A 25,802-nucleotide genomic window follows, 5' to 3' on the forward strand; every position below is an offset into this window, starting at 1 on the left:
CCTTCTCTTTATAAAAGAATTGTTATAGGTTCTTCTAAATAATGTTTAATTGTGCGTAAAAATGCAGCTGCTGGTGCACCGTCTAGTACACGATGATCGAATGTTAAACTTAAAGGTAACATACTACCTTTTTTTAATTTTTTCCCTTTATATACAGGAACATGTTCAATTGCGCCAATACCTAAAATGCCAGTCTCAGGTGTATTTAATACAGGTGTGAAATATTCAATACCAAAGCTACCTAAATTACTAATTGTAAATGTCGTTCCGTGCATATCATCACTACTTAAGCTACCTGCTCGCGCCTTTTGTGCCACATTCTTAATCTCTTTAGACAATTCTACTAAAGATAAATTATTTGCAAAGCGGATAGCTGGAACGATTAACCCTTTTTCTAATGCGACTGCCATGCCTAAATGCACATGTTCAAATTGATGAATTGCATCATCTATATAAGCGCTGTTCATTTCTTTATGCTCTCCAAGTGCTAATACAGCAGCACGCGAGACGAAATCCGTAATGGTTAATTTATTATCATATCTTTTTTGTACAACTTTCGCTATTTCTTTATGTAAAGCAACTAAATCTGTTACATCTACTTTCATCGTTAACGTTAATTGTGCGCTATTTTGTAAGCTTGCGTGCATACGATTTGCGATCACTTTACGCATACCAGTAACAGGAATCACGTTACTTTCTTCTTGTTCAGATATTTCCGGAACGATTCCTCTTACCTCAAGTGCTTTTAATACATCTGCCTTTGTAATCCTTCCGCCAGGACCTGTACCAACTAATACCTTGATATCCAAATTTTCAGACTTTGCAATTTTCTTCGCTACAGGTGAAATTTTAATTCTTTGCTTGGCTACTTCTTTCCCATTTGGTTCTTGATTTTGTACATTTTGTACTTCTATATTAAATGTTTTTTCTTCTATCACATGTGTGCTTTCCTGCATTTCTACTTTTTCATTCGGTTTACCGATGTAGCAAATTACAGTACCAGGCGGCACCCCTTCATCTTCACTTACAGCTATATCAAGCACCGTACCATCAGCTGGCGCTTCAATTTCCGTTTCAATTTTTTCTGAATTAATACTAGCAATTAGTTCTCCTTTTGCTACATTATCGCCTGCTTTAATATTCCAGCTCGTAATAATACCTTCTTTCATCGCCATACCTAACTTCGGCATTACAACTTCTACAGCCATGTTTCTCTCTCCCTTCTCATCGTTTTATTACACATGTAATAAAGATTGGTCTCCAATCATTTCTGATACAGTTTCAATTACTTTTTCTGGCGTTGGCAAATACAACTTTTCAAGTGGCGGTGAGAACGGAACAGGTGTGTGTGGTGCTGTAATTCGTTTAATAGGTGCATCTAACAAATCAAAACCTTTATCCGCTACAATTGCCGCAATATCTGTTGCCATACTACATCTAGGATTCGCTTCATCAATGACGATAAGACGATTTGTTTTTTCAACAGATGATAAAATCGTATCCTCATCAAGCGGTGATAAAGATCGTGGATCAATTACTTCTACTTCAAGCCCCTTTTTCGATAATTGCTTTGCAGCTGCAAGCGCTGTATGAACTTGCTTTCCGATTGCGACAATTGTTACATCAGAACCTTCCCGTTTAATATCTGCTTTTCCTAATGGAATTGTATAGTATCCTTCTGGCACTTCACCTTTCATATTGTAAAGTGTTTTATCCTCAAAGAAGATTACTGGATCATCATCTTCAATTGCTGCTAATAATAAGCCTTTTGCATCATACGGCGTGGAAGGAACAACAACTTTAATACCTGGTATGCTCGTAAATAATGCGTACAAACTTTGTGAATGCTGAGCTGCTGCACTAAAACCAGCGCCATGCATCGTACGTACTGTAACAGGTACTTTTGCTTTACCTCCAAACATATAACGGAATTTCGCACCTTGGTTTAATACTTGATCAAGACAACTACCGATAAAATCATTAAACATTAACTCAGCTATCGGACGTAACCCAGTTGCAGCAGCTGCCATCGCAGCTCCCATATAACCCGCTTCAGAAATTGGTGTATCCAATATACGATTTCGGCCAAACTCTTGTACAAGTCCTTTCGTAACACCAAGAACACCACCCCAAGCTTCATCATCTTGCAGATGATCAACTTGTGCACCGCCTGCAACATCTTCACCTATTAAAATTACATTTTCATCACGACGCATTGAGATTTTCATCGCTTCATTAATTGCAGTTGACATACTTACTGTTCTAGTCATAATTTTTCACCCTCCTCTTATTTGTAAAAAACGTATACATCTTTTAATAATTCTTCATCGTCTGGGTATGGACTATTTTCACTAAATTCAATGGATCTTTGTACTGCATCATCTACTGCTTTTTCCATATCAACAAGTTCAGATTCCGTTAATAAACCTTCATGAATTAAATGCTTACGGAAATTCACAATTGCATCTTTTTCATTTAAATGTTCTTCTTTTTCTTCTGATGATTTATATGTTTGCGCTTCACCTTCGAAATGACCATAATTACGATATGTCATACATTCAATAATTGTTGGACCATCCCCATTACGCGCACGTTCCACTGCTTCTGCAGCAGCTTTATATACAGCTAGAAGATCTTTTCCATCTACTTGAACACCTGGAATATTATAAGCTTTTGCGCGATCAGCGATAGAATCACAACTTGAAGCATATTCAAATGTAGTTGCTTCACCGTAACCGTTATTTTCTGCAATAAAAATAACTGGTAACTTCCAAATCGCCGCTAAATTAACCCCTTCATGGAATGTTCCTTCATTATTTGCTCCGTCACCGAAGAAGCAAACACTTACATCTTTTGTTCCTTTATATTTAGCTGTTAATGCTGAACCGCAAGCAAGTGGGAAACCGCCGCCTACAATGCCATTCGCACCTAGCATTCCTTTATCTAAATCGGCAATATGCATGGAACCGCCTTTTCCTTTACATAATCCTGTCGCTTTCCCGAAAAGTTCAGCCATCATACCATTTAAATCACAACCTTTTGCGATACAATGTCCATGACCTCTATGTGTACTTGTAATACTGTCACTATCCGTTAAGTGGGCACATACACCAACTGCTACCGCTTCTTCACCTGCGTATAAATGAACGAAACCTGGCAAAACGCCTTGCGCGAACAATTCATGCACCTTATCTTCAAACTTACGAATCTCTAACATTTTTTCGTACATCCAACGAGCTTGTTCTTTCGTAATTTCATTCCCTTTACTTTCAGTTGTTTTTAACATGTCCAGCCCTCCTATTTTCTTGTTCGTCTTTTATATTGCAAGTACCGTGCCAAATTCTAATCCTTGCTTTAATAGGTTTTCGCTTTTCTTTCATAATAAAAAAGTGGACAAAATGAGACATTTGTCTCGTTTTGTCCACTTTTGTTCACCTAATTTGAGAACTATTATCTTATTCATTATCAAAGCTCTGCTGTAATTTTCGGATGTAAATAATTTGCCCAATATGATATGCATTATGAGTTGTTACATTCGCTAACACTTCCCACCATTTTGCAGAAACAGGAAATCCTACTACATCACTTTCAACCTTTTCTTCATTTATAAGATTTTGCCATTGTAACAGTTTTTCTAATAGCTTTTCCCGTAATTCATCGAAAGTTTGATTATCTGAAAGCATAAAACTTTTATTATTATCTCCTATAGCGGGTACTGCATTAACATGTGATTCTTTATACCTAGTTTGCCACGTAGAGTTCCAATACAGTAAATGTTGTACGATTTCGGCTATACTATTACACTCTTCATTCGGTTTCCAGAAAGCTTCCCTCTCAGATAAATCCTTAACTGCATCTGAAAATGGCATATACCAACTGGGATCATTCGCATTTGCTAATAACTGATCTGCTAATACATCTTTCACATGGACCATTTTTCTTCCCTCATTTCATTATCATATTAATATACACTACTCTATATACGCTCATTCCCTATAATCCCCTTTTTTACATACAAATTGATTTCATACTGAATGTAAGAATAATAGATTTTCTTATCATAACTCGTTATGATAAAAGAAAAAGAAAGCTGGCAGAAAATGAATAAAAAAATCGCAATAATTACAGGAGCCTCAAGTGGATTTGGACTATTAACTACACTCGAACTCGCAAAAAAAGATTATTTAGTTATCGCTACAATGCGAAACCTTGAAAAACAAGTGAGCTTAATATCTCAAGTTACTCAACTTAACTTACAGCAAAATATAAAAGTTCAACAATTAGATGTAACCGATCAAAATTCTATACATAACTTCCAATTATTTTTAAAAGAAATACAAAAAGTAGACCTTCTTGTTAATAATGCAGGATATGCAAATGGCGGATTTGTAGAAGAAATTCCAGTAGAGGAATACCGTAAACAATTTGAAACGAACCTATTTGGAGCTATATCAATTACCCAGCTTGTCTTACCGTATATGAGAAAACAAAGAAGTGGAAAAATCATTAATATAAGCAGCATTAGCGGCCAAGTTGGATTCCCTGGTTTATCTCCTTATGTATCTTCAAAATATGCATTAGAAGGCTGGAGTGAATCGCTTCGCTTAGAAGTAAAACCTTTCGGAATAGATGTCACTTTAATTGAACCAGGTTCTTATAACACAAACATATGGGAGGTTGGGAAACAACTAGCTGAAAACCAATCTGATACAACATCTCCTTACAAAGAGTATATGGATAAAATACAAAAACATATTAATAGCGGTAGTGATACATTTGGTAATCCGATAGATGTTGCTAATAAAATTGTTGAAATTGCTGAATCTAAGCGTACAAATTTACGATATCCAATCGGTAAAGGTGTGAAATTTATGATTTTTGCGAAGAAGATTCTTCCTTGGAAATTGTGGGAATACCTTGTTTTGAGAAGCTTTAAGAAGATGTAAATATAAAGAGTAACTATCAAGATAAATAATGGTAGCTACTCTTTTTAAATATTCATCATGAAAAACCAAAACGACATTAGTATGTAGAAAGAGGATCAAAATAAAGTAACATTGAAACCATAAAAACAAATGCAAAGAATCCAATTATAGAAAGAATATATTCCTTTGTCTCTCTGTTATACTTCCATTCCATCCATACGCGTAATAAGGAAATTGCTCCGAAATAAGTAAGTACAGCAATTCCTATATTAGCATTTTCTACTTTGAACAGATAAATAAAACTTACTATAAGATATACGATAAAAAGACCTATTTCTAATTTTACATGTAAACTATTTACATGCTTATATATCCAAGCATTGCCCTTTGGCATATTTAGTTTTTTTCTTAAAAACTTTTCTAAAAAATATCCTCCAATTATCATAATAATAACCATAATCCAAATAGTAGAGTTGCCCATTGCATTCCCTCCTATTAAATTAATTATGTTTTCGTAACAAAGTGGATTATATATTTTTTAATATGTAGATAATGTATTCATTTTCTTTATCTTCTTTAGTAGTAGTTTTATCAAAACATGTTTTATGTATTGTATAACAACAATCTATTTCCCATCCCTTTTGTTTCGGGATGTTTATCCTTTTTCTTTCTATTTTTTCAAAAACGAATATAGATAGTACCGATAAAATTAATAGAGTTATTTTTATAATTGACAGAAAACCCTATCCTTTTATTTTCTTACTTGCATTTTCTCCGGCTGATCACTCGGATACGTAGCATTCCTTTTATTTTCTACGTCCCAACTAATAATTGTCGCACTATCACGTCCCAACTGATGATGCACGTGTTCTAAAACATTGTGAATATTTTCTTTAAGTGTTTTATCATTTCTATTCATAGCATTATACAAATTTACAGGTGTTTCATATCGGCGTTCCCCGCATTCTAATACTCCATCTGTCACTATTACAATTCGGTTTTTTCCAGTACGTAATTCACGAATACCTGATGAATAACAAGGAACAGGTAAATCGAATGTGTTTACATTCCCAATCCATTCGTAAAAATGACGTTGATTTAATGCATATTGCCCTAACTTATGTAACTCTTCATGAAATACATACACTAAACAATCACCGATAGAAAGCCACCATATATAATTTTCTTTCCTTACACATAGTAAGCAAGCTGTTTCACCTTTAATTTTTTTGCACTTTTCCTTAAATGAAGATGACTGAAAAATTGTCAGTATATGATTTTCAATAGATTGAAACACTGTATTAATTGATTCATTCAAAATTACTTTTATATTTTCATATTCTTTTTCGATTGTATTTACTACTAAATCAACACTTTCTGCACTATTATGTCCATCTAATATAGCTGCAAATTCCCAATCACCATTTGACCAAACTAACGCACCATCTTCGTTCTTTTTTGCTCCGGCACTAATATTCCCACCATATGCACCGAGCACGATATCACCATATTGCTTTACCGAAATTTCGTCTAAACACATTTCTCTACTTCCAACCCATGAATGTTGTCTATTATTTGTTGTATGCATATTCACTCACCATATACTCTCGTATTCTTTCGCATAGTTTTTTGATTTTCGCTGCGTCACCATATGGTGCGCCAGTCCATTCCGCTATCTCGGTTGGTGACCAAAACTCTTTTGGTGTATTTGCATAACGCGGTATGATATGCATATGCATATGCATATGTGGTACACCATTCCCTGAAACAAAAGTGTAAATATGCTCTGCACCTTCGCTTTCTTTTAGCGCTTTACTTACTCTACTTGTTATAAGTCCGAACGCTTTCGCTTCTTCATCTGTTAGTTCAGCGAGGCCAGGTACATGCCTTTTTATATCTATCATTACATAACCCAAGTATGTTTCTTCACTATCCCAGTGGACATGTCCAACGTAAACCAGTTCATCTTCGTAAATAGCTCCACCTGGAACTATAATATTTCCTTTATGCTTTTCACAAATAAAACAGTTTAATTTTACTTAATCGTTTGTTGCCATATTCATCACCATCCTTTTCATATATAATATCATAAAAAAGGAAAAACAGGATTTATATTCCGAAAATTCACTCTTTTGATACAGCAATTTTTGAAATGAATTTAGACCTCATTATTTCTTCAAAAACGCAATCCCAATTACGATCCCAATCACAATTCCGATTACTAAATTATTTGTAAAATAACCTTGGACTACACCGATTACAACTCCTATACCAATACCTATTGCCAAAGCATCATTTCTTTTTTTATTTTTAGCCAAAATTGCATCTCCTCCCATCATTTCTCGCTAAACAACATACACTTACTTGAATGTATTAATATATTCACTATCTCACTTGAACATTTCAAAAAAATGTACTTTAACTTCACATATAATATTTTCCATTTTCTGTACATACTCCTTTTATATTGAAAAATTTTCAAGTAACTATTAATTATACATAGGCATTTACTATAAGAAAGCTTCGTAATTTATTGAAGGAGGAACAATTCAAATGTATCCTCATTGGAATCCAAATATAAATCAACAGTATGTTTATTCCACCCATCCCGCAAGGAATACATTGCATCATGATTCACAATATATGATGCGGCGTATCGTAAGTCTTGAAAGTCAATTAACTAAATTAATCTCATTAATCGAGGAAAATAATCAATTCATTAAATCAATGGAACAACAACAAAACCAAGTTTGTGCACCAGCTGGAGGTTCTGTTATCGTTCATATGTAATCTAGATGCAATAAAAAACACACTTTGTATTATAAAAGTGTGTTTTTTGGTCATTATTTTCTTTTCGTATGGAACCCTTGTGTAATTCGATCTAATATAATTGCGATTACTACGATAGCTAATCCAGCTTCAAATCCCATTCCGATATTAACTTGTGTTACAGAGCGATATACATCAACTCCAAGCCCTGGAGCTCCTACAAGTGATGCTGTTACAACCATCGATAACGAAAGCATAATGCTTTGGTTCACACCAGCCATAATCGTTCCGGTTGCAAGTGGTAATTGTACTTTAAATAGTTTTTGTGATGCTGTGGAACCAAACGCATTCGCTGCTTCAATTAAATCTTCTGGAACTTGTCTAATCCCTAAGTCAGTAAAACGAATTGTCGGTGGCATTGCAAAGATTACCGATGCAATAATTCCAGGTACTACACCAACTCCGAAAAATGTAATCGCTGGAATGAGGTATACGAATGCCGGCATTGTTTGCATAAAATCTAATGTTGGCTTTAAAAATTTTGAGAAACGCTCATTTTGAGATGCTAATATACCAATTGGAATTCCGACAATAATTGAAATAATAACAGACGTAAGTACGAGTGCTAATGTTTGCATCGTTTGTGCCCAGTAGTTAATATTCAAAATGAATAATAATCCAATAAGCGTAAAAATGACTAAAGATAATTTCCTCGTTGTGTACCAAATGAAGAAACACAAGATAATAATCATCAATATGGCAGGTATTATTGTTAAAAAATTAGTGAGTAAATCAACGAATCCACCAATAATATAAGAGAATCCTCGGAATAAGCCTTCAAAGTGCTCATATAAACTTGCAACAAATGAGTCGACCCATTCCCCTAATGGAATACGTGGTATACTATTCATCGTCTTTCACCTCTTCCTCAATGTTTCCTGCAAGAGCTTGAATGACACTTTCACGTTTAATAATTCCTCTTAGCCTTTTCTTCTCATCGATTACTGGTAACGGATATTTCATCTCTGCCATTTTTGCATATGTCTCTTCCAGTAAAGTATCCAAATACACATGCGGAATATCATTAAGTAATAAATCAGCAATCGGCCACTGTTTTTGTACCGCTTTACTCGCATCATCCGCAGTTAATATACCTAAAAACTCATACTTTTTGTTTACAACATATACAGTTGAGACACCTGCATTCCTCATAATTTGAAGGGCCACACGAGGTCCACGATCAATTAATAAAGTTTCTGGTCGTTTTAAAATAGACTCAGCCGTAATTACTTTTCCTAAATTCACGTCCGCAACAAACTTTTCTACAAATTCATTTGCGGGGCTCATCATAATTTCTTCTGGCGTTCCAATTTGGACGATTTCTCCATCTTTCATTAATGCGATACGATCTCCAATTCGAAGCGCTTCATCTAAATCATGCGTAATAAATATAATCGTTTTTTCCATTTTATCTTGTAACTCTAACAATTCATCTTGCATTTCTTTTCGAATAAGTGGATCTAATGCACTAAATGACTCGTCCATTAGTAATACATCTGGATTATTCGTTAGTGCCCTTGCGATTCCAACGCGCTGCTGCATACCACCACTAAGTTGACTTGGATAATTATCTTTATGATGATCGAGTCCTACTAACTGTAGCGATTCTAACGCTTTTTTCTCCCGCTCTTCAACCGGAACTCCTTGTATTTCTAAACCATATGCAACATTTTGTATAACTGTACGATGCGGAAATAGAGCGAATTTCTGAAATACCATACTCATTTTCGTTCTTCTTACTCTCCGTAACTCTTCTTTTCCCATCGTTGCGATGTCTTCACCATCTATGTATATATGACCTGCAGTTGGTTTAATCAATTGATTTAACATACGAACTAGCGTAGATTTCCCGCTACCAGACAAACCCATAATAACGAAAATCTCTCCAGAGTAAACTTCAAACGTTGCTTTTTTCACCCCAACGTTCATTCCTGTCTCTTTTAAAATTTCCGATTTACTTTTTCCTTCTTTTAATAAGGAAAGGGCTCTTTGCGGATGTTTCCCGAATACTTTTGTTACGTTTTCAACACGCACCTTTGTATTATCCATGTCACTACTCCTTTTCTACCCATCTATTCACATAGTGTTGCGATTTTACAAAGAAATATTACATAAAAATAACATTCATAAGATTTCTTTAAAATTCTCGTTTCCGTTCATAATAAGAATGCTTACTTATACATTTATTTTATAAGGCAAACGTTACTTAGGAGGTTTTCGATGCGAAAGAAAATTTGGTTTATATGCCTTGCATTATTTATTACTATGATTTTCACTTCATGTAATGCAACAAATGCAAATTCGAAAGGAAAAATTAAACTTGGTGTAACAAGTTGGAAAGAAAATATTGCAACTGCAAACATGTGGAAAGTTTTATTAGAAGAAAAAGGCTACAAAGTTGAGCTCATGTATTTAGAAAAAGCCGCAATTTGGACTGGTGTCGCTCGTGGCGATGTTGATGCGAATTTAGAAGTATGGCTACCAGTTACAGATAAACCGCTAAACGATCGTTATAAAGATGATATTGTCTTAAAATCAAAATGGTACGAAGGTACTGGACTAGGTTTAGTCGTCCCTTCTTATATGAAAAACATAAACAGTATCGAAGATTTAAATGCTCATAAAGATGAACTAGATAATAAAATTGTCGGTATCGAACCCGGTAGTAGTCTTATGAATTTAACGAATAAAGCAATGAAAGAATATGATATAAAACTAAAACTTGTCCAATCTTCTGAAGCTGCGATGATGAGTGAACTAAAGAAAGCATATACAAAAAAGAAACCAATCGCTGTTACGCTTTGGAATCCGCATTGGGGTTTTTCAGAATTTGACTTAAAATATTTAAAAGACCCTAAGAAAGTATATGGTGAAAAAGATGACATTTATTACTCCGTTCGTAAAGGTTTCGAAAAAGATCACCCAGATGTTATAAAATACTTTGATAAATGGAAAATGAACGATGAACAGCTCGGTACGTTAATGGTCATGTTAAATAAAACAAAAGATCCTGAAGAGGCTGCGCGAAAATGGATTAAAAAAAATCAAGCATTAGTTGATGAATGGGTAAAGGATTAATAAAAAGGCTAGAGAATTAACATATCCTCTAGCCTTTTTCATCTTATTTTTTCGTAACAACGTCATCTACAATCCCATATGCCTTCGCTTCTTCTGCAGTCATAAAATAATCTCTTTCTGTATCATGTGCTACTCTTTCAATCGGTTGGCCTGTTTTTTCTGCAATCATTTTATTAATATCATGCTTTAACTTTAATATTCTTTTCGCAGTTATTTCAATTTCTGTTGCTTGCCCTTGTGCACCACCAAGCGGCTGATGAATCATAATTTCACTGTTAGGGAGCGCAAACCGTTTTCCTTTTGCTCCTGATAATAATAACAATGCACCGAATGATGCCGCAAAGCCCATGCATAGCGTTTGCACATCTGGTTTAATTAAATTCATCGTATCTAATATTGCAAAACCTGCTGTCGTTGAACCTCCTGGGCTATTGATGTATAAATATATATCTTTTTCTGCATCTTCTGCTTCTAAAAATAATAATTGCGCTACGACACTACTCGCTACTTGATCGTTAATTTCTGAGCCGATAATAATAATGCGGTCTTTTAATAACCTTGAATATATATCATAGGAACGTTCTCCTAATTTTGTTTGTTCTACTACATATGGAATTGTATTCATTTTAAATTCCTCCAATACTTGTTATGCTGCGCAAAGCATACAACTGTAGGAAGAAGGGTTTTTCACATTAAATAATAACACTGGCTGTTTAGATGGTAACTTAGTAAAATCTATTTTCGGAAGAAGTTTCGTTAACAATTCTGGTCTTTCCTCACGAATAGATGTTACAACAACTTCAATATCCTCTGTGAATTCGACTATCTCAATCCCTTCTTCACTTACAGTTTTCAGCCTATTTCTACTTCGAAATAAAGAAGCCTTTACTGCACCTTCTGATACAAAACACACTTTAGCAATATCAGCGATACTATATTGAAAAACATCTTTTAATAATAAAATTGCGGATTGCTGTACATTTAATGAAGACAATACTTTCCCTACCATTTCATGCAAATCTGCAATGTTCTCATGTGGTTCTTCAAAAGTGATTTGTTCTCTTATTTTTTCATGAACAGACTTAGACTTTATCTGATCTAACCAACGATTTCTTGCTATTTTATAGACGAGTGTCATACAAATATCTTTATTTCTATATTTTTGAAGCACTTTACACACTGTTTCTTGGGCGAGATCTTCCCCATCCCATTTGTTTTTCGTTAAAAAAGTACAGTATCTTTTTAACTCTCCATATTGTTCAATTAAAAAGTTTATATTTGAATGATTCATATCGATATGGTTCTTTAAAACATGAGTTACTTTTGTGCACAAAATAACCACTCCTTTTCAGCGCTTACTTAATAAACGATTCAACATTAAAAAAAGTTACGGGGATATAAAAAAATAATGTTTATGTTCAATAATTCGCGGTCATAAATATGTTATGTACAATTTTACGTGAGGAGGAACAAATTTGCCAAAATTAACAATTGAAGGTGCGGGAACTTTTGATGTGAAAGAAGGAACAAAGTTAGTATTAGCAATTGAAGATAGCGGTGTCAACATTCTTCATCGTTGCGGCGGGAATGCACGTTGCACAACTTGTAGAGTAGAAATACTAGCAGGTGATTTCTGTGAAGCGAGTGCGAATGAGAAACATGCAATGACGGAAAAAGGAATTGAAGATCATTTACGATTATCTTGTCAAATGCGTGTACATAAAGATATAGTCGTTCGTCCGGTACTTACAGTTGAAAATTCAGGTCTTGATGCTGGGCCACGTCCGGCGGAGTAAAGCGATGAATTTAAAACAGCTCGCTGGCGAATATGCTGCTAACTTTGTAAACGATGGCATGAAAATTGGGCTTGGTACAGGTTCTACTGTATATTGGACAATACAAAAATTAGGTGAGCGTGTAAAAGAAGGATTATCATTTCAAGCTGTACCAACATCAAAGGAAACTGAAGCATTAGCACAGCAACTAAACATCCCCCTAATTTCGTTAAACGACGTACAAAGTCTTGATCTTACAATTGATGGAGCGGATGAAATTGATTCAAATTTACAACTTATAAAAGGCGGTGGCGGTGCATTACTTCGTGAAAAAATCGTTGCCTCTTCCTCTAAAAAACTAATTATCATTGCTGATGAATCGAAACTTGTAACACATTTAGGTACTTTTCCATTACCTATTGAAATCATCCCTTTTTCATGGAAACAAACCGAAAATAAAATTCAGTCTTTAGGATGTCAAACAACATTACGTTTGAAAAACAATGAAACCTATATAACCGATAACAATAACATGATTATCGATTGTATATTCCCTAATCATATTTCTAATCCTGCCCATTTACACACTCAATTAAAAATGATTACTGGTGTAGTTGAAACAGGCTTGTTTATAAGTATGACGAGTACAGCAATTATTGGTACTAAAAATGGGATAAAGAAATTGTAATAAAAGCTAACTTTTTAAAGTTGGCTTTTTAGTATGTTCTTCTTCTCTTAATAGTGCTTTATTATGATATACTAGGAAAACGTAAACTGATTACACTAGAAAGGACTGAACATTTTGCAATCCAAACTTATAACAGAACTTACTGATTTAGAAACTGCCTTTCATATTCGAAAAGAAGTATTTGTAAAAGAACAAGGTGTTCCTCTTACAGATGAATTCGATACATTCGATGAACTCGGAGAGCAATGTAAACATATTTTAGTTTATTATCATGAGCTTCCTGTAGGCACAGGGCGTATACGATTTGTTGATGGTGTCGGAAAATTAGAACGTATTTGTATTTTAAAAGATTATCGTACATACGGATTAGGTAAAGTCATCATTCAAACGTTAGAAGAACTTGCTCGTAACAAACAAGTTACAAAAGTGAAACTACACGGTCAAACACAAGCTGAAGGATTTTATACAAAACTAGGTTATCAAACTTCTTCTGATATATTTATGGAAGATGGCATTCCACATATACTTATGACGAAAGTATTATCATAATAAAAAGGTAGTGTATGAATCTTATGTATTCATACACTACCTTTTTTTATTAATAGAAAAGTGAATTCTCAAGATTCCCTTTTGCATCAAAGCCCATCATCTCTTAGTTCATACCTAAGTAAAGCTTACACTGTTTTCCATAATGATAATGCATAAATCCAGTTTGGATCACCATTTCCTTGATAACTCTGGACTGCTTCACATACTTTTCCTTCGTGCAGAACTCTATCTCCCTTTTTATATGCTTTTTTTGCATCCCACGCTTCATATGAAGCGTTTTCAGTTTTTGTAGTAATTGTGAATATATCACTCTGTACGGATTCATTTCCAGCTACATCAACAGCTTTCACTACATATTTATAAGTAGTATTAGCGAGCAGATTTTTATCCAAATAAGAAGTTGTATTGGATGTTGCAATCTTTTTCATTGCCCCTTCTGTTTCTCTATAAATATCATAATGGTCTACACCAATATTATCGTCAGATGGACTCCACATTAAATCCACACTTGACGCTGTCGTTCCCATACTATGTAATCCTTTTGGTTGTGTTGGTGCTTCTGTATCAGGAGTCTCAACTGTCGTTTTTACTGTAAGCGCTGCACTTTCTTTCGATACATTTCCAGCTGCGTCAATTGCTTTTACAGTATAAGAGTATTCTGTACTTGGTTGTAATTTCTTATCAATAAAATGAGTGCCTAGTACTGTATCAATCATCTCTCCGTTACGGAAGATTTGATATCCTTTTACCCCTACATTATCCGTAGAAGCGTTCCATGTTAGTTCTACACTATTCGCTGTTACTTTTTGCGTCTGAAGTCCATTTGGAATACTTGGCGCTTCTATGTCTGGTTTCACATCATTAATAAGATTAACATCAATTACATTATAGAATGCATTTGCTGTATCAGCTACATCCCATACTGCTAAAATCACATGATATCCACTACGATCAGTAGGTACATTGATTTTATGAGTTAAATTATTTGAAGCTGCAGAACCATCATGTTGTACTGTTCCAATTGGTTCAAAATCTGCTCTTGTTAGCGCTTTATTTGGATTCCATCCTTTTTTAGTAATATAGTAATGCCACTTACTCGTTAAGTGAGGCGCAGTATACTTCCAAGTAAATGTATTTTCCCCACCAGTGATTGTATTTTTAAACCAACGATTTGCTGTTTGTTGATCTAAAATACCACCAAATTTTCCGCCTGCTGAAGCAATTTGTCCATCTACTGGACCACCTTGTGGGAACCCTTTTGGAGCTTCTAAACTTTGTGGTTCATACATAACACTTCCACAGTTTACATTTAGCGCACCATAAGTTGGACTACATAAAGCAGATCGGCTACCAGGCTTTTCAACAAAACCGTGCGCATAAGCATTTTGAGGAATAAGTGTCGTACTAATAATTCCAGCTGTTAATGCTACAGCTCCTAAACTTTTTTTGTTCATTTTCATATTTTGTAGTTGTTTTAAAAATCGATTATTCATGTTCATGTCTCCTTCTTGTTATACTTTGTAGTGGAATGTGGGCTTTGATGTAAAAGAATAACAAGAGACAAACTTGTACCGATGTATGTGTTAATTATGCATACACCGCAGTGAAATTATATTTTTCTTGTGAAATATTTCACTTTATGAATATATCATGACATAGAAATTACCTGAGTATGTGCAGAAGTTGTGCAGAAACAGTGAAATTATTACTAACATGTAAAACTAAGTCCTAACATTTTAAAATAAAATTTGAATATATTTATCTATCATCTTTACTTCATAATTGACAATACATTTAACTAGTTAACTTTTATTCTTATACTTATATCTCTCAGTGCCTTAGTTTTAACCATACTAAATATTAAAAATAAGAATTATAAAGTTAAATAAAAAGCATCCTATTTAGATGCTTTTCTAATGTAGAATTTCATTTTTTTCACTGACCTACAAATATAAAAATTTCATCAACTGCTTCCTTATATCCACCTGATTTCCGGAAAGACTCCTTCATATTCAAAGCGACTTTTTTAAACGACGGATTATTTAATACCATTTCTACACTTTCACTTAGTTGATCCGCAGTTAATCCTTGCATTTGTAATTTTATTCCTGCTCCAAGACTCTCCACTTGCTTTGCGACTACTGGCTGATCTGCACTTTGCGGTATTACGACGAGCGGAATCCCGTTATACAGTCCTTCATGCACACTGTTCATCCCGCCGTGTGTAATAAATAGTTTCGTATAAGTAAGCAGTTCGGTTTGGGGTACATAGTTTTTCACAATGAAGTTTTTAGGAATTTCGCCTAGATCACTTATTTTTGTTTTACTACCAATAGACATAACAATTGTATGCTCACTATTCTCAAAGGCCTTCATACACAGTTTATAAAAGTCAATCGCTTCATTAAAAACAGTACCTAATGAAATATAAATCGGACTTTTTTCTTCAATTGAAGTAAAATCAACGTCTCTGTTTTTCATTTGTGCAGAGATAGATGGTCCTACAAATTTATATGTTTCATCAAACGTATCACCAAAAGGCTGGAACTCCTTAATTGTATACACAATAGTAAGGGGTGCAGGATTACAGAAAACTTCATACGATGATTTTATTTCAACACCATATTTTTCAACAATTCCCTCCGTTAAGTTTTGAAAATCATTCTGTATTTTATCATGAATTTCTACTGGGATATTTTTTGACAGATGACCTAACATTTGCTCAAAGGATTTTTCATCCTGCGCAAAAGATGTGCATGAATTTATGGCTGGCAGTTTAAGGATTTGAGCAATTAAATGGCCACAGCCAAACATAGAATCATGAATTATGTAATCAAAATGTTCACCTTCAATTTGTTCTAGAACGCTAGGTATGACAATATCCGCTGTATGTAGAAGGCCATTTATTCTTTCCTGTAAATAATTTCTGCCTCCAGATAAAAACGCTTTTATAAATTTTTGATCATCAATCGTTCGTACAGTAGCACCTGTCTTCTCAATCCGCTCCCTGAAAGCTTCTATTGAAAAATAAACGACCTCTTCACCACGAGAAATCAATTCATCTACAACTTGTAAAGTTGGATTTATATGTCCTTCTGATCCAGCATTAATAAATAAAACACGCGCCATAATAAACACTCCTTACGTTAAATCATTTCTATGTTGGCAAGAGTACGGATTCTTTCCATACTCTTTTCCTAGCTGTTCGTATCATGTTCCTACTAAATTGACCTAGCGAGTCTAAAACCGAGATCATCTATATGAAATGTAGGATGGCTTCGACGACGACAAGTAGCGCCGCACCCTCTCGCTGTTTCAGCCCAACTACCACCACGAAAAATACGGTATGATCCGTACACTGTTTCATCATACAAATCATAACACCATTCCCAAACGTTCCCTAGCATATCATAAAGTCCCCATGCATTCGGTTCTTTTTGGCCAACGTCATGAATTTCTCCATTTGAATTTTCATTATACCATGCTATATCATGAAGTTTCCCGTATGTATATCCGGTTGTACTTGCTTTACATGCATATTGCCACTCTGCCTCAGATGGTAATCGGTAGCCATTCGAATCTAAATTACATTTCACAATTTGACCACCATCACTAATAGAATAATATTCTTTTAATCCCGCTTTTTTTGAAAGTACATTACAAAACGCAATGGCATCGTTCCATGAAATATTGACAACTGGTTTATGATTTTTATCAAAATTATTTAATGTACTATTTGTAATAGCATCATATAGTTCCATTGTTACAGCATACTTTGCAAGAAGAAATGGTTGAATTTGCACTATCCATTCTTTTTTTATTCGATCATCTCTTAATACTACCTCTCCAACTGGAATATTTACCATTAATGAATCGATTGTTTGAATTAAATCATTAGTCATTTTCTATTCCTCCAAACGTTCATTTTATATGAACTTATAGTCATATACTCATTACAAAATACAATTTTCAAAAAGCGTTAAATTTTTCATAATAAAAAACGATTAGTTTAATTAAACTAATCGGTAAGATCAAAAAAGAATTGTTGTGTCACATTCTATTATTATATGTGCTCTAAAAATTTCCGAACCTCATTTGGAGATTTTAAAACAATAACCTTTTTCTCTTCGGACAATTGCTCTAACCCTTTTAAAATTGTAGGTCGTTTAGTATTAGGATATTCCCATATCCATTTAAAGAATTGCAAATCAAATCTTTCTTCACATCCCGCGCCCATATCTGGTCTTGTTTTATTCCGGTATTTTACAATTCTTTTAAAAGCACGATAAATACAAATTGTTCTATGCATATCAATGTACTCTTTATTCTTGCATAAAACCTTCGCTACTTTTGGTTGCATTACAGTAGCTGTGACATGTTCATTTTGAAACCAAAGCTTTGCAATTTCCAGTGCTTGTTCCATTTACAAATACCCCTTTTGCAATTCTTATTTCTTCCGAAAAATAACCTCACACAGTATTCCCACTCCAACACCAATTGTATATGCCACTAAATCACTCCACAAAAAACCATATCCCAACACAAGTCCACCTAAAGTCGTTGCACGAATGCTGTCTATCCAATTTGCATGATACAATTGGCTCACTTCAATCCCATAGCAAAACATTAAACTAATAAAAGCCAACTTCTTCGTCTCTGTTTTAGGAAACAAAAATCCAAAGCCAGTAAAAATCATTAATGCCCATAAAGCATCACCTAAATAATCATTTAATAGATGTGGTAGTGCAAAAGCAAACTTTCTTGAGCTAAGACCTAAAATAATAATAACTATAGTAAATAGTGCATATACTACTCTATTTCGTTTCGTATTCATTTTAAAGTCCCCTAATATGTAATGTAAAACTGTAAATAGCTAGTAAAACAAAGTTATTTTACTAGCTATTTATTAGTTGCTTTAATGATAAGAAAATGTGGATTCGTATTTAGATAATAATATGATTTTTCGTCTACTTCTTTCATTTTTTCAATTGCCTTCGGTTCTACTATCTCTTCTAATACAAAATAATTTGTAGTTTCATTTAGTATGTCTTGTAATGATCTTCTAAAAAACTTGACTTCAATAGTAATATTCGGTTTAACCCAAGTATCTATTAATAACTGTTTTTCAAAATAATTTTTACATGGAAACTTTGTGAAATCCATAAAAGGATGATGAATAGAATAAATAAGTTCCCCACCTGGCTTCAATACACGACGAAATTCTTGAAATACTTGATTCCAATTTTCTAAGTAATGAAGAGTTAACGAACTTACAATCACATCATACGTATTATCTTCAAATGGCAATGTTTCTTGCAGATCATGACAAAGGAACGTTGCTTCTTCTCCTATATTTTCTTTTGCTGCTTTTACCATTTCAGGACTTACATCAATTGCTGTAACATTTGCTCCTCTTCCTATGAATTGAGAAGTATACCATCCAGCTGCACATCCAGCATCTAATATCTTTTTTCCTTCTAGTTCCCTTGGAATAAGCTCCATCATCGCCGGTCTTTCATAATAACTGTTATATGGATTTGCAAAATCTAGATTTTCTTTATATGTACTCGCTAATTTATCATACGTATCTTTAATCGAATCTTTCATTACACACACTCCTAATACATATTAATCCATTAACTCCTGCTGCTTTTTCTTTGAAAATGATTGTAGTACTAGATCATACGACCAATCAATCATTTTATTAATTTGCTCCTGCTCTATACCCTTATGAATATAAACGGTATTCCAATGTTTTTTATTCATATGATACCCTGGAATAATTGTTTCTGGATAATCTTCTCTTATTCTTAATGCGACTTCTGGATCACACTTCAATGTAATCGCAGCTTTTTCGCCTTCTTCATGATTTACTATCGCAAATATTTTATTATTAAGCCTCATACATGTTGCACTCCAGCCATCTGGAGAATCTTCTGTCGCTTTTCTTTTCGATAAACAGTACGCTCTTGTTGCATTCATTTTAATTGGCACCTCTTATTCTTTCCCTGTTTGATTACGATGCATCACAATTTGCTTCGTTGCTTGAAATTGCTGCTCACCGTAAAACTTTATTAGCTTCTCACCGCAAAATAGACTAACAATATCAATATGAGATATTTCTCGAAGTAATATTGTAAGCATTTTCTCTCCAATACCTTTATTTCTTACACTCTCATGTACGACAACATCTTCAATGTATGCTCGAAAAGCACCATCAGAAACGACTCTAGCAAATCCAACTAATTCATTTTCTTCCCATACTCCAATGCCTATACTATTCTTTAACATTTTTTCAATATCGACTTCTTTTCTTTCTGGCCACCAACCGACAGAATCATAAAGCTTCTTTATTTTTTCTGCACAGATTGGTTGTTCTTGTTGCAATTTATACGTGTACATATGCTTTCTCCCATCAACCAGTATACATAATACTATTATAATCTCTTTTCAAAAAAGTGCTGACTATGACCTTTCGGATGATCTTCAACGACACCATACTCCCTGTAACCGTGCTTTTTATAAAATTCTGGCGCTTGAAAACTAAATGAATCTAGCAATATTAATCTGCACTCTTTTTCCTTCGCAATTTCTTCAATTTTATGTAAAAGTTGGCTACCATAACCGTCATGACGAACTGATTTATCAACCCATAAAAAGTCGATATGAAGATGATAAAAATACATCGTACCTGTTACACCACCAAATATTTTTCCTTCTTCATTTTTTACTACGAGGCTTACTTCTTCCATCGGCTGTTTTACTTCATCTGTTAAGATGGACATATTATATTGAATAACTTTATTTTTAATGTATTCTCCTTCAATACGTGTACCGTTCTCTATATGTTTCATATACATTGCTTCCTTTCAACTTAGTAAGCTACATTTTGTTTTTCCCCTTTAAAATACTAATCAAAACGAATCCACCATATGTAACAAAGCATGAAAAGCCAATTATCCCTGGTACAGAGACATAGCCTACCCTTATGTAACTTATAACTGCAAAACAAGCGATAGACAATAAAATAGATGGCCAAAATATAACAGCTATTTTTCTTCGTCCTCGTTTCGATGTACTTTCTTTCTCTTCAGAAACACGTGTGCCAAAAAGCAATACAATACAAATAAGGATCGCTGCAAAGTAAATTGTATCTAATGACAAATTGTGATCATATAGTGCGATTCCAACTTCAAGAACAATAATCGTTAAAATTAAAATAATGATTGTTGAAGTCTTTAAGTTTCTTTTCAATCGCTCACTCCTAGCATGCTTTCACTATATTCTTTGTATATGTACTTTAAAACTGCTGCAAAAGCTTCATCTACCTCTTTATTTTCACGTCGATTCGGTAAATCTTTTCCCCCCATCACATAAAGAAGCGGAAATTCGTTAAACATTCCTATTATACCAATAAATTCAATATCGAATATAAAAAAACTTTTCGGCAGCTCATATCAGCTATTTAAATAAGAAAAAGGTAGCATGAATTTTTTCTTGCTACCGAAAAATATTTATTCTTCTATAGGATTTTCAGGACCGTTAAGTTCCAGCTGATAAAAAGCTAAATCTAGCCATTTATTAAACTTATAACCAGCTTGTTTTATTGTTCCTGCATGAATAAATCCATATTTTTGATGCAAGGCAATACTTTTCTCATTCTCTGCATCAATTCCAGCAATTAAGGTCATATACTCTCTTTCCTTTGCAATTTTGATTAATTCTTTCATTAATGAAGACCCAATGCCATTTTTTCTATATGCCTTATCTACATACACAGAATGTTCAACTGAATATTTATAAGCAGGCCACGCTCTAAATGGGCCGAATGTCGCAAATCCTACTACTTTATTATCTAATTCACATACGAAAATTGGATACCCTTCAGCCTTTTTTTGTTCATACCAATCTATTCTATTTTCAAGGGTTACAGGTTTATACGCATATACAGCTGTTGTATAAAGTATCGCATCGTTATAAATATCTAAAATGTATGCTAAATCTCTTTTCGTTGCTTCCCTTATCATTGTTTTCTTCCTTTCATCATGTTCATCTTATTTCACTATCTTTTTAATAGTTTTATTTTATCGAAATTTCCGATTTTTATCTACATACGAATACTAGCTTTTCGGAAACCATCAAATATATTTATTGCAGCAGATAATGTGTAGAAGAAAATTCCTCCCCCAATGAGCCACGTTTTAAATCCCTCTGGGGAAATAGTAAATGCATTTGCCAAATACGTAATAAACCCTGCGTTAAATACATGTGGATTTACTACAATTACAATGAATACTATCGTCCCAGCTATTTGAAGAATAGTATTCCCAATCGCCAATCTTTGAGTCCATTGTCCCTGCACCAATTTATAAAGGGATATACATATTTCAAAAACGATCATAATTATAACGATTGGCCAGTACTGCAATAAAACATCTTGATTAAAAGTTGGCGAAACAAACTTCAGTCCATTTGCCGTACCGTTATATACGCCAACAAGATGATTCGCATAAAAGTAAAGTGTAGCCCAAACTGCTGTCCACATTAAACCTGCAAAAACTTCAAACTTCGAGATTGCTTTTTTCTTTGGGATATACGAGATGTTTTTCAAATCATCTGGTGTCCATTTTTTTAAACTTGTCGTCAACGGCTCGATACCTTTGTCTTTATCTGTTCTTTCTAAAATAACAAACACAAGTGTCAACCAGAAAAATACATGGAGGCCCACTTCAAAAATTTCCCCAATGCCTTTACCTATCAATTGCAAAATAACATTTAATACCGCTTGATCACCACTATAGCCTATAAAATTTTCTGCAACCATTGATATGAGTGCAATGACAGCTGCGATTGGTATAATCATTTTTAACAACGTTGTATATACATCAAAATAACGTGGTCCAATTAAATGCATCGGTCTATCCAAATAACCATTAGCCAATGAAACCGGACTCCCCAATTTTTTGAGAACGCTCTTTACATCTTCCTCACTATAATCTTCAGGTAACATATCCTCTATAGTTGACCTTAGTTCAAGTGTAATATCTTCACGAGTTTTTTCAGGTAATCTCTTCGCAACCTCTTGGATATAGAGATCAATTAAATTCATTCTCTTCCTCCTTTAATAAGTTATAAAGTTCTTTCGAATCCTTTATCCATTCTTTTTTCAACTGCAAAAATATTTCTAATCCATAATCACTTAAAACATAATACTTACGAGGTCTACTCTCCGTTTTATCCCAACTACTCGTCACTAATTCCTGCTTTTCTAATCGGCGAAGTAGTGGATATAAAGTACTTTGATCAATTGTAATCCCTGATTGCTCCAATAACTGGACAAGTGAATATCCGTACTGCGGCGTTCTTAATTGACTTAAAACGGCTAACGTTAATGTCCCTCTTCTTAACTCAGTAATTAACGAGTTTAATAAAGTATCCATTTACTCACCTCATTTCCATTACTATATGTCATACAGTATGTGTTTTATACTATGTATCGTACAGTATTAATGTGACAAAAACTATATTTTTTACCGAAAAACGGATAATGAAAAGCGCAAATTATATGATTTGTACTTTTTTAGCTAAGTTATATATATATATATATATAACACTCTAAAAGATAGCAACCTTAACTACTAATTTTGAAGTTGCAGTAATGCTATATTAAGTGACAACTATCGTATACATATGATGTGAACATAACATCTCACTATAGGAAGCTAATAAAACGGAAAATTATCATGGTTGAATGATTCCTGTTTTATTCTTTAGGCACTGTTGATTTCACACCGTTTTCAGCACCTAATCAACGTTATTTCCTTCATAAACTTCATCTTGTTCAAAATCTCTATTTTTGTTTGGTTTATTAAAGGAAAATAAAAAACAATTAAATTGGGTTAATTGTTTTTTTAATGCAAAATCTTTATTTTTTTAAATAATCTATGATATTCGAAAAGACAAACTCTCCAAATGCAAGTGGTATATAAATAAACCATAACTTTAATATTGCCTTTGTTTCTTTGTGATCAGAATCTCCCATTAAAACCAACCCTATCCTTTTTCTTCAAATATTTTCTTTTTAATTCCAATAACAAGGAAATTATACCATTTATTAATGTTATAGTCTATTTTTTCTAAAAATTAAATAAATAAATCCCTTGTATTCTCTTAATATTTAGATAAATATAATAACTTTTTTACGTTTCATCTTCAAAGTCAATAATGAGTCCTGTTAGAACCGCTACATTACCAATCGATTGGATCCCGTGACCAATAAAATCCACCTTAAATTCTTCCCACTTTAATTTATGTAATGATATAATAACACTAAATTTTCAACACGTGCTTAATAGATTGGGGACTTATAATGGATAAACCTCTCACTGCATTACAAACTATTATTATACATATGAATACAACTGAGCATTGGCATGATTTTATTTGTTACTGTCAGCATCGCGAAGCGGGACTTCGAAAATTAGCTTATAAACATTTAGAGACATTTATTACAAATGCAAAGAAATGGGAATCAAAAGATCAAGAGGAGTTTGCCATTTCACTGTTTACTATTTTAGATGCATCAAACGAAAAAGATGAGGTGTTAACTTTCTCACTAAATAGTTTTCTAATTGACATTCTATATAGATGGACAGAAAACACCCCATTTGATTCAAGACCTTTTAGATGGATAGGAATTTATATGGACTCTAGCAATAAAGAAGACGATTTAGAAAAATCCCTTCGAAAAGCGATTGAATTAGGTGGTGATACCGAACAAGAAGCCATGATATACCTAGTTTCTAATTACATCAATACTTTAGATTTTGGTACACATGAATTACCGTCAGGTTATTGCGGGGATTTAGGCGAATGTATAGAAAAACTTCCCTATATGCTGCAATTAATTGATAGAATTCAGAATAAGAACATAAAGGAGCAAAACATTGGGCAAATACAAGAACAACTACACCTTATTCTAGATTGGTTAAAACATACACAAATTCCAGTAGATGCTGTTCGTATATGGGAAAAAGAACAAACTAAGGAATTAGAAAAAAGCATCGTATATCATTTAAACAACAGCTCAAGTCGTTAATTCATCGTGTACAGAGATAATAAAGTTGTTTAAAAAACGCCAGTCATGTTATTCAACAATCGGGCTATATAACGGAATAAATCCTTGTAAAAATTAAAAATATTTGAAATAATCGTCATTAAGTTGAAGTAGAGCGATTGCAGAAAAAGGTGATACGACTTTTTCTTACTTAATAATTGCACGATAGTTAAAAAATTCAACTAATTATATTCCGAAAGGGTGTGTGTAGTATCTTATCAACTAATGTTTTTACTTATAAATCTAAGGATGGAAAAACAATAATAATTAGAGAAGCTAAAGAACGGGATGCAGAAAGAATACTAGATTCTGCTTCAAAAGCTTTAATAAACGCTCCATACATGCTAAGTACGGTTGAGGATGTAAAAAAGGTGCGTATCGATGCTATTCAAAAAACGTTAAAAGCTTATCATGAAAATCCAAATTATGTACAGTTTATTGCTGAAGTTGATGGTAAGTTAGTCGGTACAATAGATTTTAAGAATGGAAACAAAGAAAAAATTAGTCATCAAGGGGCTTTTGCGATGACCATACTACCCGAATATCGAAATTATGGTATTGGAAGAGCTCTTCTAGAAACGTTAATCAATTGGGCTAAAAATAACAGTAAGATTGAAAAAGTTTGTCTTGAGGTAATGGAAGATAATCTAGGTGCAATCCAGTTATATAAGAATCTAGGCTTCTTTGAAGAGGGTAAAAAAGCAAAGGGTGTAAAATTGGATGGTGGCTATCAAGATTTAATATTAATGGCTTTATTCGTTTAAAATTGAACATTAATTTCAATATAAAAAGAGGATCTTCATGGTCATCTCCCTGTTAAGTAGACAGTAATAGAAATCCTC

Annotated in this window: 32 protein-coding genes and 3 pseudogenes; 8 read left to right on the forward strand and 27 right to left on the reverse strand. The window is 33.7% G+C overall.

All coding sequences use genetic code 11. The features are described 5' to 3' along the window. Window positions 1-8: 8 nt before the first annotated feature. From DN404_RS17465 to DN404_RS17480, 4 genes are all read right to left on the reverse strand, one after another. Window positions 9-1,208: a dihydrolipoamide acetyltransferase family protein gene (locus tag DN404_RS17465; RefSeq protein ID WP_149215292.1), complete on the reverse strand. Its 1,200-nt coding sequence runs from the start codon at window positions 1,206-1,208 to the stop codon at window positions 9-11. A gap of 27 nt (window positions 1,209-1,235) precedes the next feature. Beyond that, window positions 1,236-2,270 carry an acetoin:2,6-dichlorophenolindophenol oxidoreductase subunit beta gene (gene acoB, locus DN404_RS17470; RefSeq protein ID WP_000198901.1) on the reverse strand — a complete coding sequence of 345 codons (1,035 nt, stop codon included), beginning with the start codon at window positions 2,268-2,270 and terminating at the stop codon, window positions 1,236-1,238. 17 nt (window positions 2,271-2,287) lie between these two features. Next, window positions 2,288-3,286: an acetoin:2,6-dichlorophenolindophenol oxidoreductase subunit alpha gene (acoA, locus tag DN404_RS17475; protein WP_023522152.1), complete on the reverse strand. Its 999-nt coding sequence runs from the start codon at window positions 3,284-3,286 to the stop codon at window positions 2,288-2,290. A 169-nt stretch (window positions 3,287-3,455) separates the two neighbouring features. Further along, the gene (locus DN404_RS17480; RefSeq protein ID WP_023522154.1) at window positions 3,456-3,935 is read right to left on the reverse strand and encodes a DinB family protein; all 480 of its coding nucleotides are present in this window, start codon (window positions 3,933-3,935) and stop codon (window positions 3,456-3,458) included. Window positions 3,936-4,100: 165 nt separating this feature from the next. On the opposite strand from DN404_RS17480, the gene DN404_RS17485 reads away from it, so the two are divergent. After that, window positions 4,101-4,946: an oxidoreductase gene (locus DN404_RS17485; RefSeq protein WP_217890256.1), complete on the forward strand. Its 846-nt coding sequence runs from the start codon at window positions 4,101-4,103 to the stop codon at window positions 4,944-4,946. 76 nt (window positions 4,947-5,022) lie between these two features. Here DN404_RS17485 and DN404_RS17490 read toward each other — a convergent pair whose 3' ends face one another. The 4 genes from DN404_RS17490 to DN404_RS17505 all read right to left on the reverse strand — a co-directional run bounded on the left by DN404_RS17490 (window position 5,023) and on the right by DN404_RS17505 (window position 7,261). Beyond that, complete coding sequence (locus DN404_RS17490; protein ID WP_086388219.1) at window positions 5,023-5,406, reverse strand: DUF4181 domain-containing protein; 384 nt, start codon at window positions 5,404-5,406, stop codon at window positions 5,023-5,025. Between the two features lie 270 nt (window positions 5,407-5,676). Beyond that, entirely contained in the window at window positions 5,677-6,513 is an 837-nt protein-coding gene (locus DN404_RS17495; RefSeq protein ID WP_006924306.1) for a PP2C family serine/threonine-protein phosphatase, read from the reverse strand. Next, window positions 6,497-6,946 (reverse strand): HIT family protein, encoded by a 450-nt coding sequence (locus tag DN404_RS17500; RefSeq protein ID WP_255445186.1) that lies wholly within the window; start codon window positions 6,944-6,946, stop codon window positions 6,497-6,499. The genes DN404_RS17495 and DN404_RS17500 overlap by 17 nt, the downstream gene beginning before the upstream one ends. A 147-nt stretch (window positions 6,947-7,093) precedes the next feature. Continuing rightward, on the reverse strand, window positions 7,094-7,261 hold the full coding sequence (locus DN404_RS17505; protein ID WP_065224864.1) for a glycine zipper domain-containing protein: 168 nt from the start codon (window positions 7,259-7,261) through the stop codon (window positions 7,094-7,096). Window positions 7,262-7,478: 217 nt separating this feature from the next. Here DN404_RS17505 and DN404_RS17510 point away from each other — a divergent pair, with 217 nt between their 5' ends. Next, the gene (locus DN404_RS17510; protein WP_048656175.1) at window positions 7,479-7,715 is read left to right on the forward strand and encodes a hypothetical protein; all 237 of its coding nucleotides are present in this window, start codon (window positions 7,479-7,481) and stop codon (window positions 7,713-7,715) included. Window positions 7,716-7,768: 53 nt separating this feature from the next. On the opposite strand, the gene DN404_RS17515 is transcribed toward DN404_RS17510, so the two are convergent. Together DN404_RS17515 and DN404_RS17520 are read right to left on the reverse strand one after the other, a co-directional pair. Beyond that, window positions 7,769-8,605, reverse strand: a complete 837-nt coding sequence (locus tag DN404_RS17515) for an ABC transporter permease (protein ID WP_001084759.1) — start codon at window positions 8,603-8,605, stop codon at window positions 7,769-7,771. Next, a complete protein-coding gene (locus DN404_RS17520; protein WP_000370606.1) occupies window positions 8,598-9,803 on the reverse strand; it encodes a quaternary amine ABC transporter ATP-binding protein in 1,206 nt (401 codons plus the stop codon). Before DN404_RS17520 ends, DN404_RS17515 begins: the two co-directional genes overlap by 8 nt. A 171-nt stretch (window positions 9,804-9,974) precedes the next feature. Here DN404_RS17520 and DN404_RS17525 point away from each other — a divergent pair, with 171 nt between their 5' ends. Then, window positions 9,975-10,832: a glycine betaine ABC transporter substrate-binding protein gene (locus DN404_RS17525; RefSeq protein ID WP_001227615.1), complete on the forward strand. Its 858-nt coding sequence runs from the start codon at window positions 9,975-9,977 to the stop codon at window positions 10,830-10,832. Between the two features lie 43 nt (window positions 10,833-10,875). On the opposite strand, the gene clpP is transcribed toward DN404_RS17525, so the two are convergent. Together clpP and DN404_RS17535 are read right to left on the reverse strand one after the other, a co-directional pair. Continuing rightward, on the reverse strand, window positions 10,876-11,457 hold the full coding sequence (clpP, locus tag DN404_RS17530) for an ATP-dependent Clp endopeptidase proteolytic subunit ClpP (protein WP_001092372.1): 582 nt from the start codon (window positions 11,455-11,457) through the stop codon (window positions 10,876-10,878). A gap of 21 nt (window positions 11,458-11,478) precedes the next feature. Beyond that, window positions 11,479-12,165, reverse strand: a complete 687-nt coding sequence (locus DN404_RS17535) for an RNA polymerase subunit sigma-70 (RefSeq protein ID WP_149215293.1) — start codon at window positions 12,163-12,165, stop codon at window positions 11,479-11,481. 142 nt (window positions 12,166-12,307) lie between these two features. Between DN404_RS17535 and DN404_RS17540 the strand changes: the two genes are divergently transcribed. The 3 genes from DN404_RS17540 (at window position 12,308) to DN404_RS17550 (ending at window position 13,844) form a co-directional block, all read left to right on the forward strand. Further along, a complete protein-coding gene (locus DN404_RS17540) occupies window positions 12,308-12,628 on the forward strand; it encodes a 2Fe-2S iron-sulfur cluster-binding protein (RefSeq protein WP_001125388.1) in 321 nt (106 codons plus the stop codon). 4 nt (window positions 12,629-12,632) lie between these two features. Then, the gene (gene rpiA, locus DN404_RS17545) at window positions 12,633-13,295 is read left to right on the forward strand and encodes a ribose 5-phosphate isomerase A (protein ID WP_044306431.1); all 663 of its coding nucleotides are present in this window, start codon (window positions 12,633-12,635) and stop codon (window positions 13,293-13,295) included. A gap of 114 nt (window positions 13,296-13,409) precedes the next feature. Next, a complete protein-coding gene (locus tag DN404_RS17550; protein WP_149215294.1) occupies window positions 13,410-13,844 on the forward strand; it encodes a GNAT family N-acetyltransferase in 435 nt (144 codons plus the stop codon). A 125-nt stretch (window positions 13,845-13,969) separates the two neighbouring features. On the opposite strand, the gene DN404_RS17555 is transcribed toward DN404_RS17550, so the two are convergent. From DN404_RS17555 to DN404_RS31435, 15 genes and pseudogenes are all read right to left on the reverse strand, one after another. Beyond that, window positions 13,970-15,337, reverse strand: a complete 1,368-nt coding sequence (locus DN404_RS17555) for a lytic polysaccharide monooxygenase (protein WP_149215295.1) — start codon at window positions 15,335-15,337, stop codon at window positions 13,970-13,972. Window positions 15,338-15,779: 442 nt separating this feature from the next. Beyond that, complete coding sequence (locus DN404_RS17560; protein WP_149215296.1) at window positions 15,780-16,973, reverse strand: macrolide family glycosyltransferase; 1,194 nt, start codon at window positions 16,971-16,973, stop codon at window positions 15,780-15,782. Between the two features lie 92 nt (window positions 16,974-17,065). Next, window positions 17,066-17,746: a formylglycine-generating enzyme family protein gene (locus DN404_RS17565; protein ID WP_086388223.1), complete on the reverse strand. Its 681-nt coding sequence runs from the start codon at window positions 17,744-17,746 to the stop codon at window positions 17,066-17,068. 161 nt (window positions 17,747-17,907) lie between these two features. Next, window positions 17,908-18,162 (reverse strand): annotated as a pseudogene (locus tag DN404_RS17570) (P-loop NTPase family protein); the annotation flags it as partial. Window positions 18,163-18,291: 129 nt separating this feature from the next. Further along, complete coding sequence (locus tag DN404_RS17575; RefSeq protein ID WP_086388225.1) at window positions 18,292-18,678, reverse strand: ribosomal maturation YjgA family protein; 387 nt, start codon at window positions 18,676-18,678, stop codon at window positions 18,292-18,294. Window positions 18,679-18,743: 65 nt separating this feature from the next. After that, window positions 18,744-19,451: a class I SAM-dependent methyltransferase gene (locus DN404_RS17580; RefSeq protein ID WP_086388226.1), complete on the reverse strand. Its 708-nt coding sequence runs from the start codon at window positions 19,449-19,451 to the stop codon at window positions 18,744-18,746. Between the two features lie 21 nt (window positions 19,452-19,472). Further along, window positions 19,473-19,826 (reverse strand): MmcQ/YjbR family DNA-binding protein, encoded by a 354-nt coding sequence (locus DN404_RS17585; protein WP_000994622.1) that lies wholly within the window; start codon window positions 19,824-19,826, stop codon window positions 19,473-19,475. Window positions 19,827-19,841: 15 nt separating this feature from the next. Beyond that, window positions 19,842-20,246 (reverse strand): GNAT family N-acetyltransferase, encoded by a 405-nt coding sequence (locus tag DN404_RS17590; protein ID WP_025709475.1) that lies wholly within the window; start codon window positions 20,244-20,246, stop codon window positions 19,842-19,844. 35 nt (window positions 20,247-20,281) lie between these two features. Then, a complete protein-coding gene (locus DN404_RS17595) occupies window positions 20,282-20,698 on the reverse strand; it encodes a GNAT family N-acetyltransferase (protein WP_000680416.1) in 417 nt (138 codons plus the stop codon). A 28-nt stretch (window positions 20,699-20,726) separates the two neighbouring features. Further along, on the reverse strand, window positions 20,727-21,098 hold the full coding sequence (locus DN404_RS17600) for a hypothetical protein (protein ID WP_025709477.1): 372 nt from the start codon (window positions 21,096-21,098) through the stop codon (window positions 20,727-20,729). After that, window positions 21,095-21,259 (reverse strand): annotated as a pseudogene (locus DN404_RS30585) (serine hydrolase); the annotation flags it as partial. The gene DN404_RS17600 and the pseudogene DN404_RS30585, both read right to left, overlap by 4 nt. Before the next feature lie 99 nt (window positions 21,260-21,358). After that, the gene (locus DN404_RS17605; RefSeq protein WP_149215298.1) at window positions 21,359-21,871 is read right to left on the reverse strand and encodes a GNAT family N-acetyltransferase; all 513 of its coding nucleotides are present in this window, start codon (window positions 21,869-21,871) and stop codon (window positions 21,359-21,361) included. A gap of 80 nt (window positions 21,872-21,951) precedes the next feature. After that, window positions 21,952-22,953: an HAAS signaling domain-containing protein gene (locus tag DN404_RS17610; RefSeq protein WP_149215299.1), complete on the reverse strand. Its 1,002-nt coding sequence runs from the start codon at window positions 22,951-22,953 to the stop codon at window positions 21,952-21,954. Next, window positions 22,940-23,284: a PadR family transcriptional regulator gene (locus tag DN404_RS17615; RefSeq protein WP_000380294.1), complete on the reverse strand. Its 345-nt coding sequence runs from the start codon at window positions 23,282-23,284 to the stop codon at window positions 22,940-22,942. Before DN404_RS17615 ends, DN404_RS17610 begins: the two co-directional genes overlap by 14 nt. Before the next feature lie 762 nt (window positions 23,285-24,046). Next, window positions 24,047-24,121 (reverse strand): annotated as a pseudogene (locus tag DN404_RS31435) (DUF6944 family repetitive protein); the annotation flags it as partial. 92 nt (window positions 24,122-24,213) lie between these two features. Here DN404_RS31435 and DN404_RS17620 point away from each other — a divergent pair. Both DN404_RS17620 and DN404_RS17625 read left to right on the forward strand, forming a co-directional pair. Next, a complete protein-coding gene (locus DN404_RS17620) occupies window positions 24,214-24,942 on the forward strand; it encodes a hypothetical protein (protein WP_149215300.1) in 729 nt (242 codons plus the stop codon). Between the two features lie 221 nt (window positions 24,943-25,163). Further along, window positions 25,164-25,724, forward strand: coding sequence for a GNAT family N-acetyltransferase (locus DN404_RS17625; protein ID WP_174402547.1), 561 nt, complete (start codon window positions 25,164-25,166; stop codon window positions 25,722-25,724). Window positions 25,725-25,802: the final 78 nt, after the last annotated feature.

Source organism: Bacillus sp. TE8-1 (genome assembly GCF_008368855.1).
Lineage (GTDB): Bacteria > Bacillota > Bacilli > Bacillales > Bacillaceae_G > Bacillus_A > Bacillus_A cereus.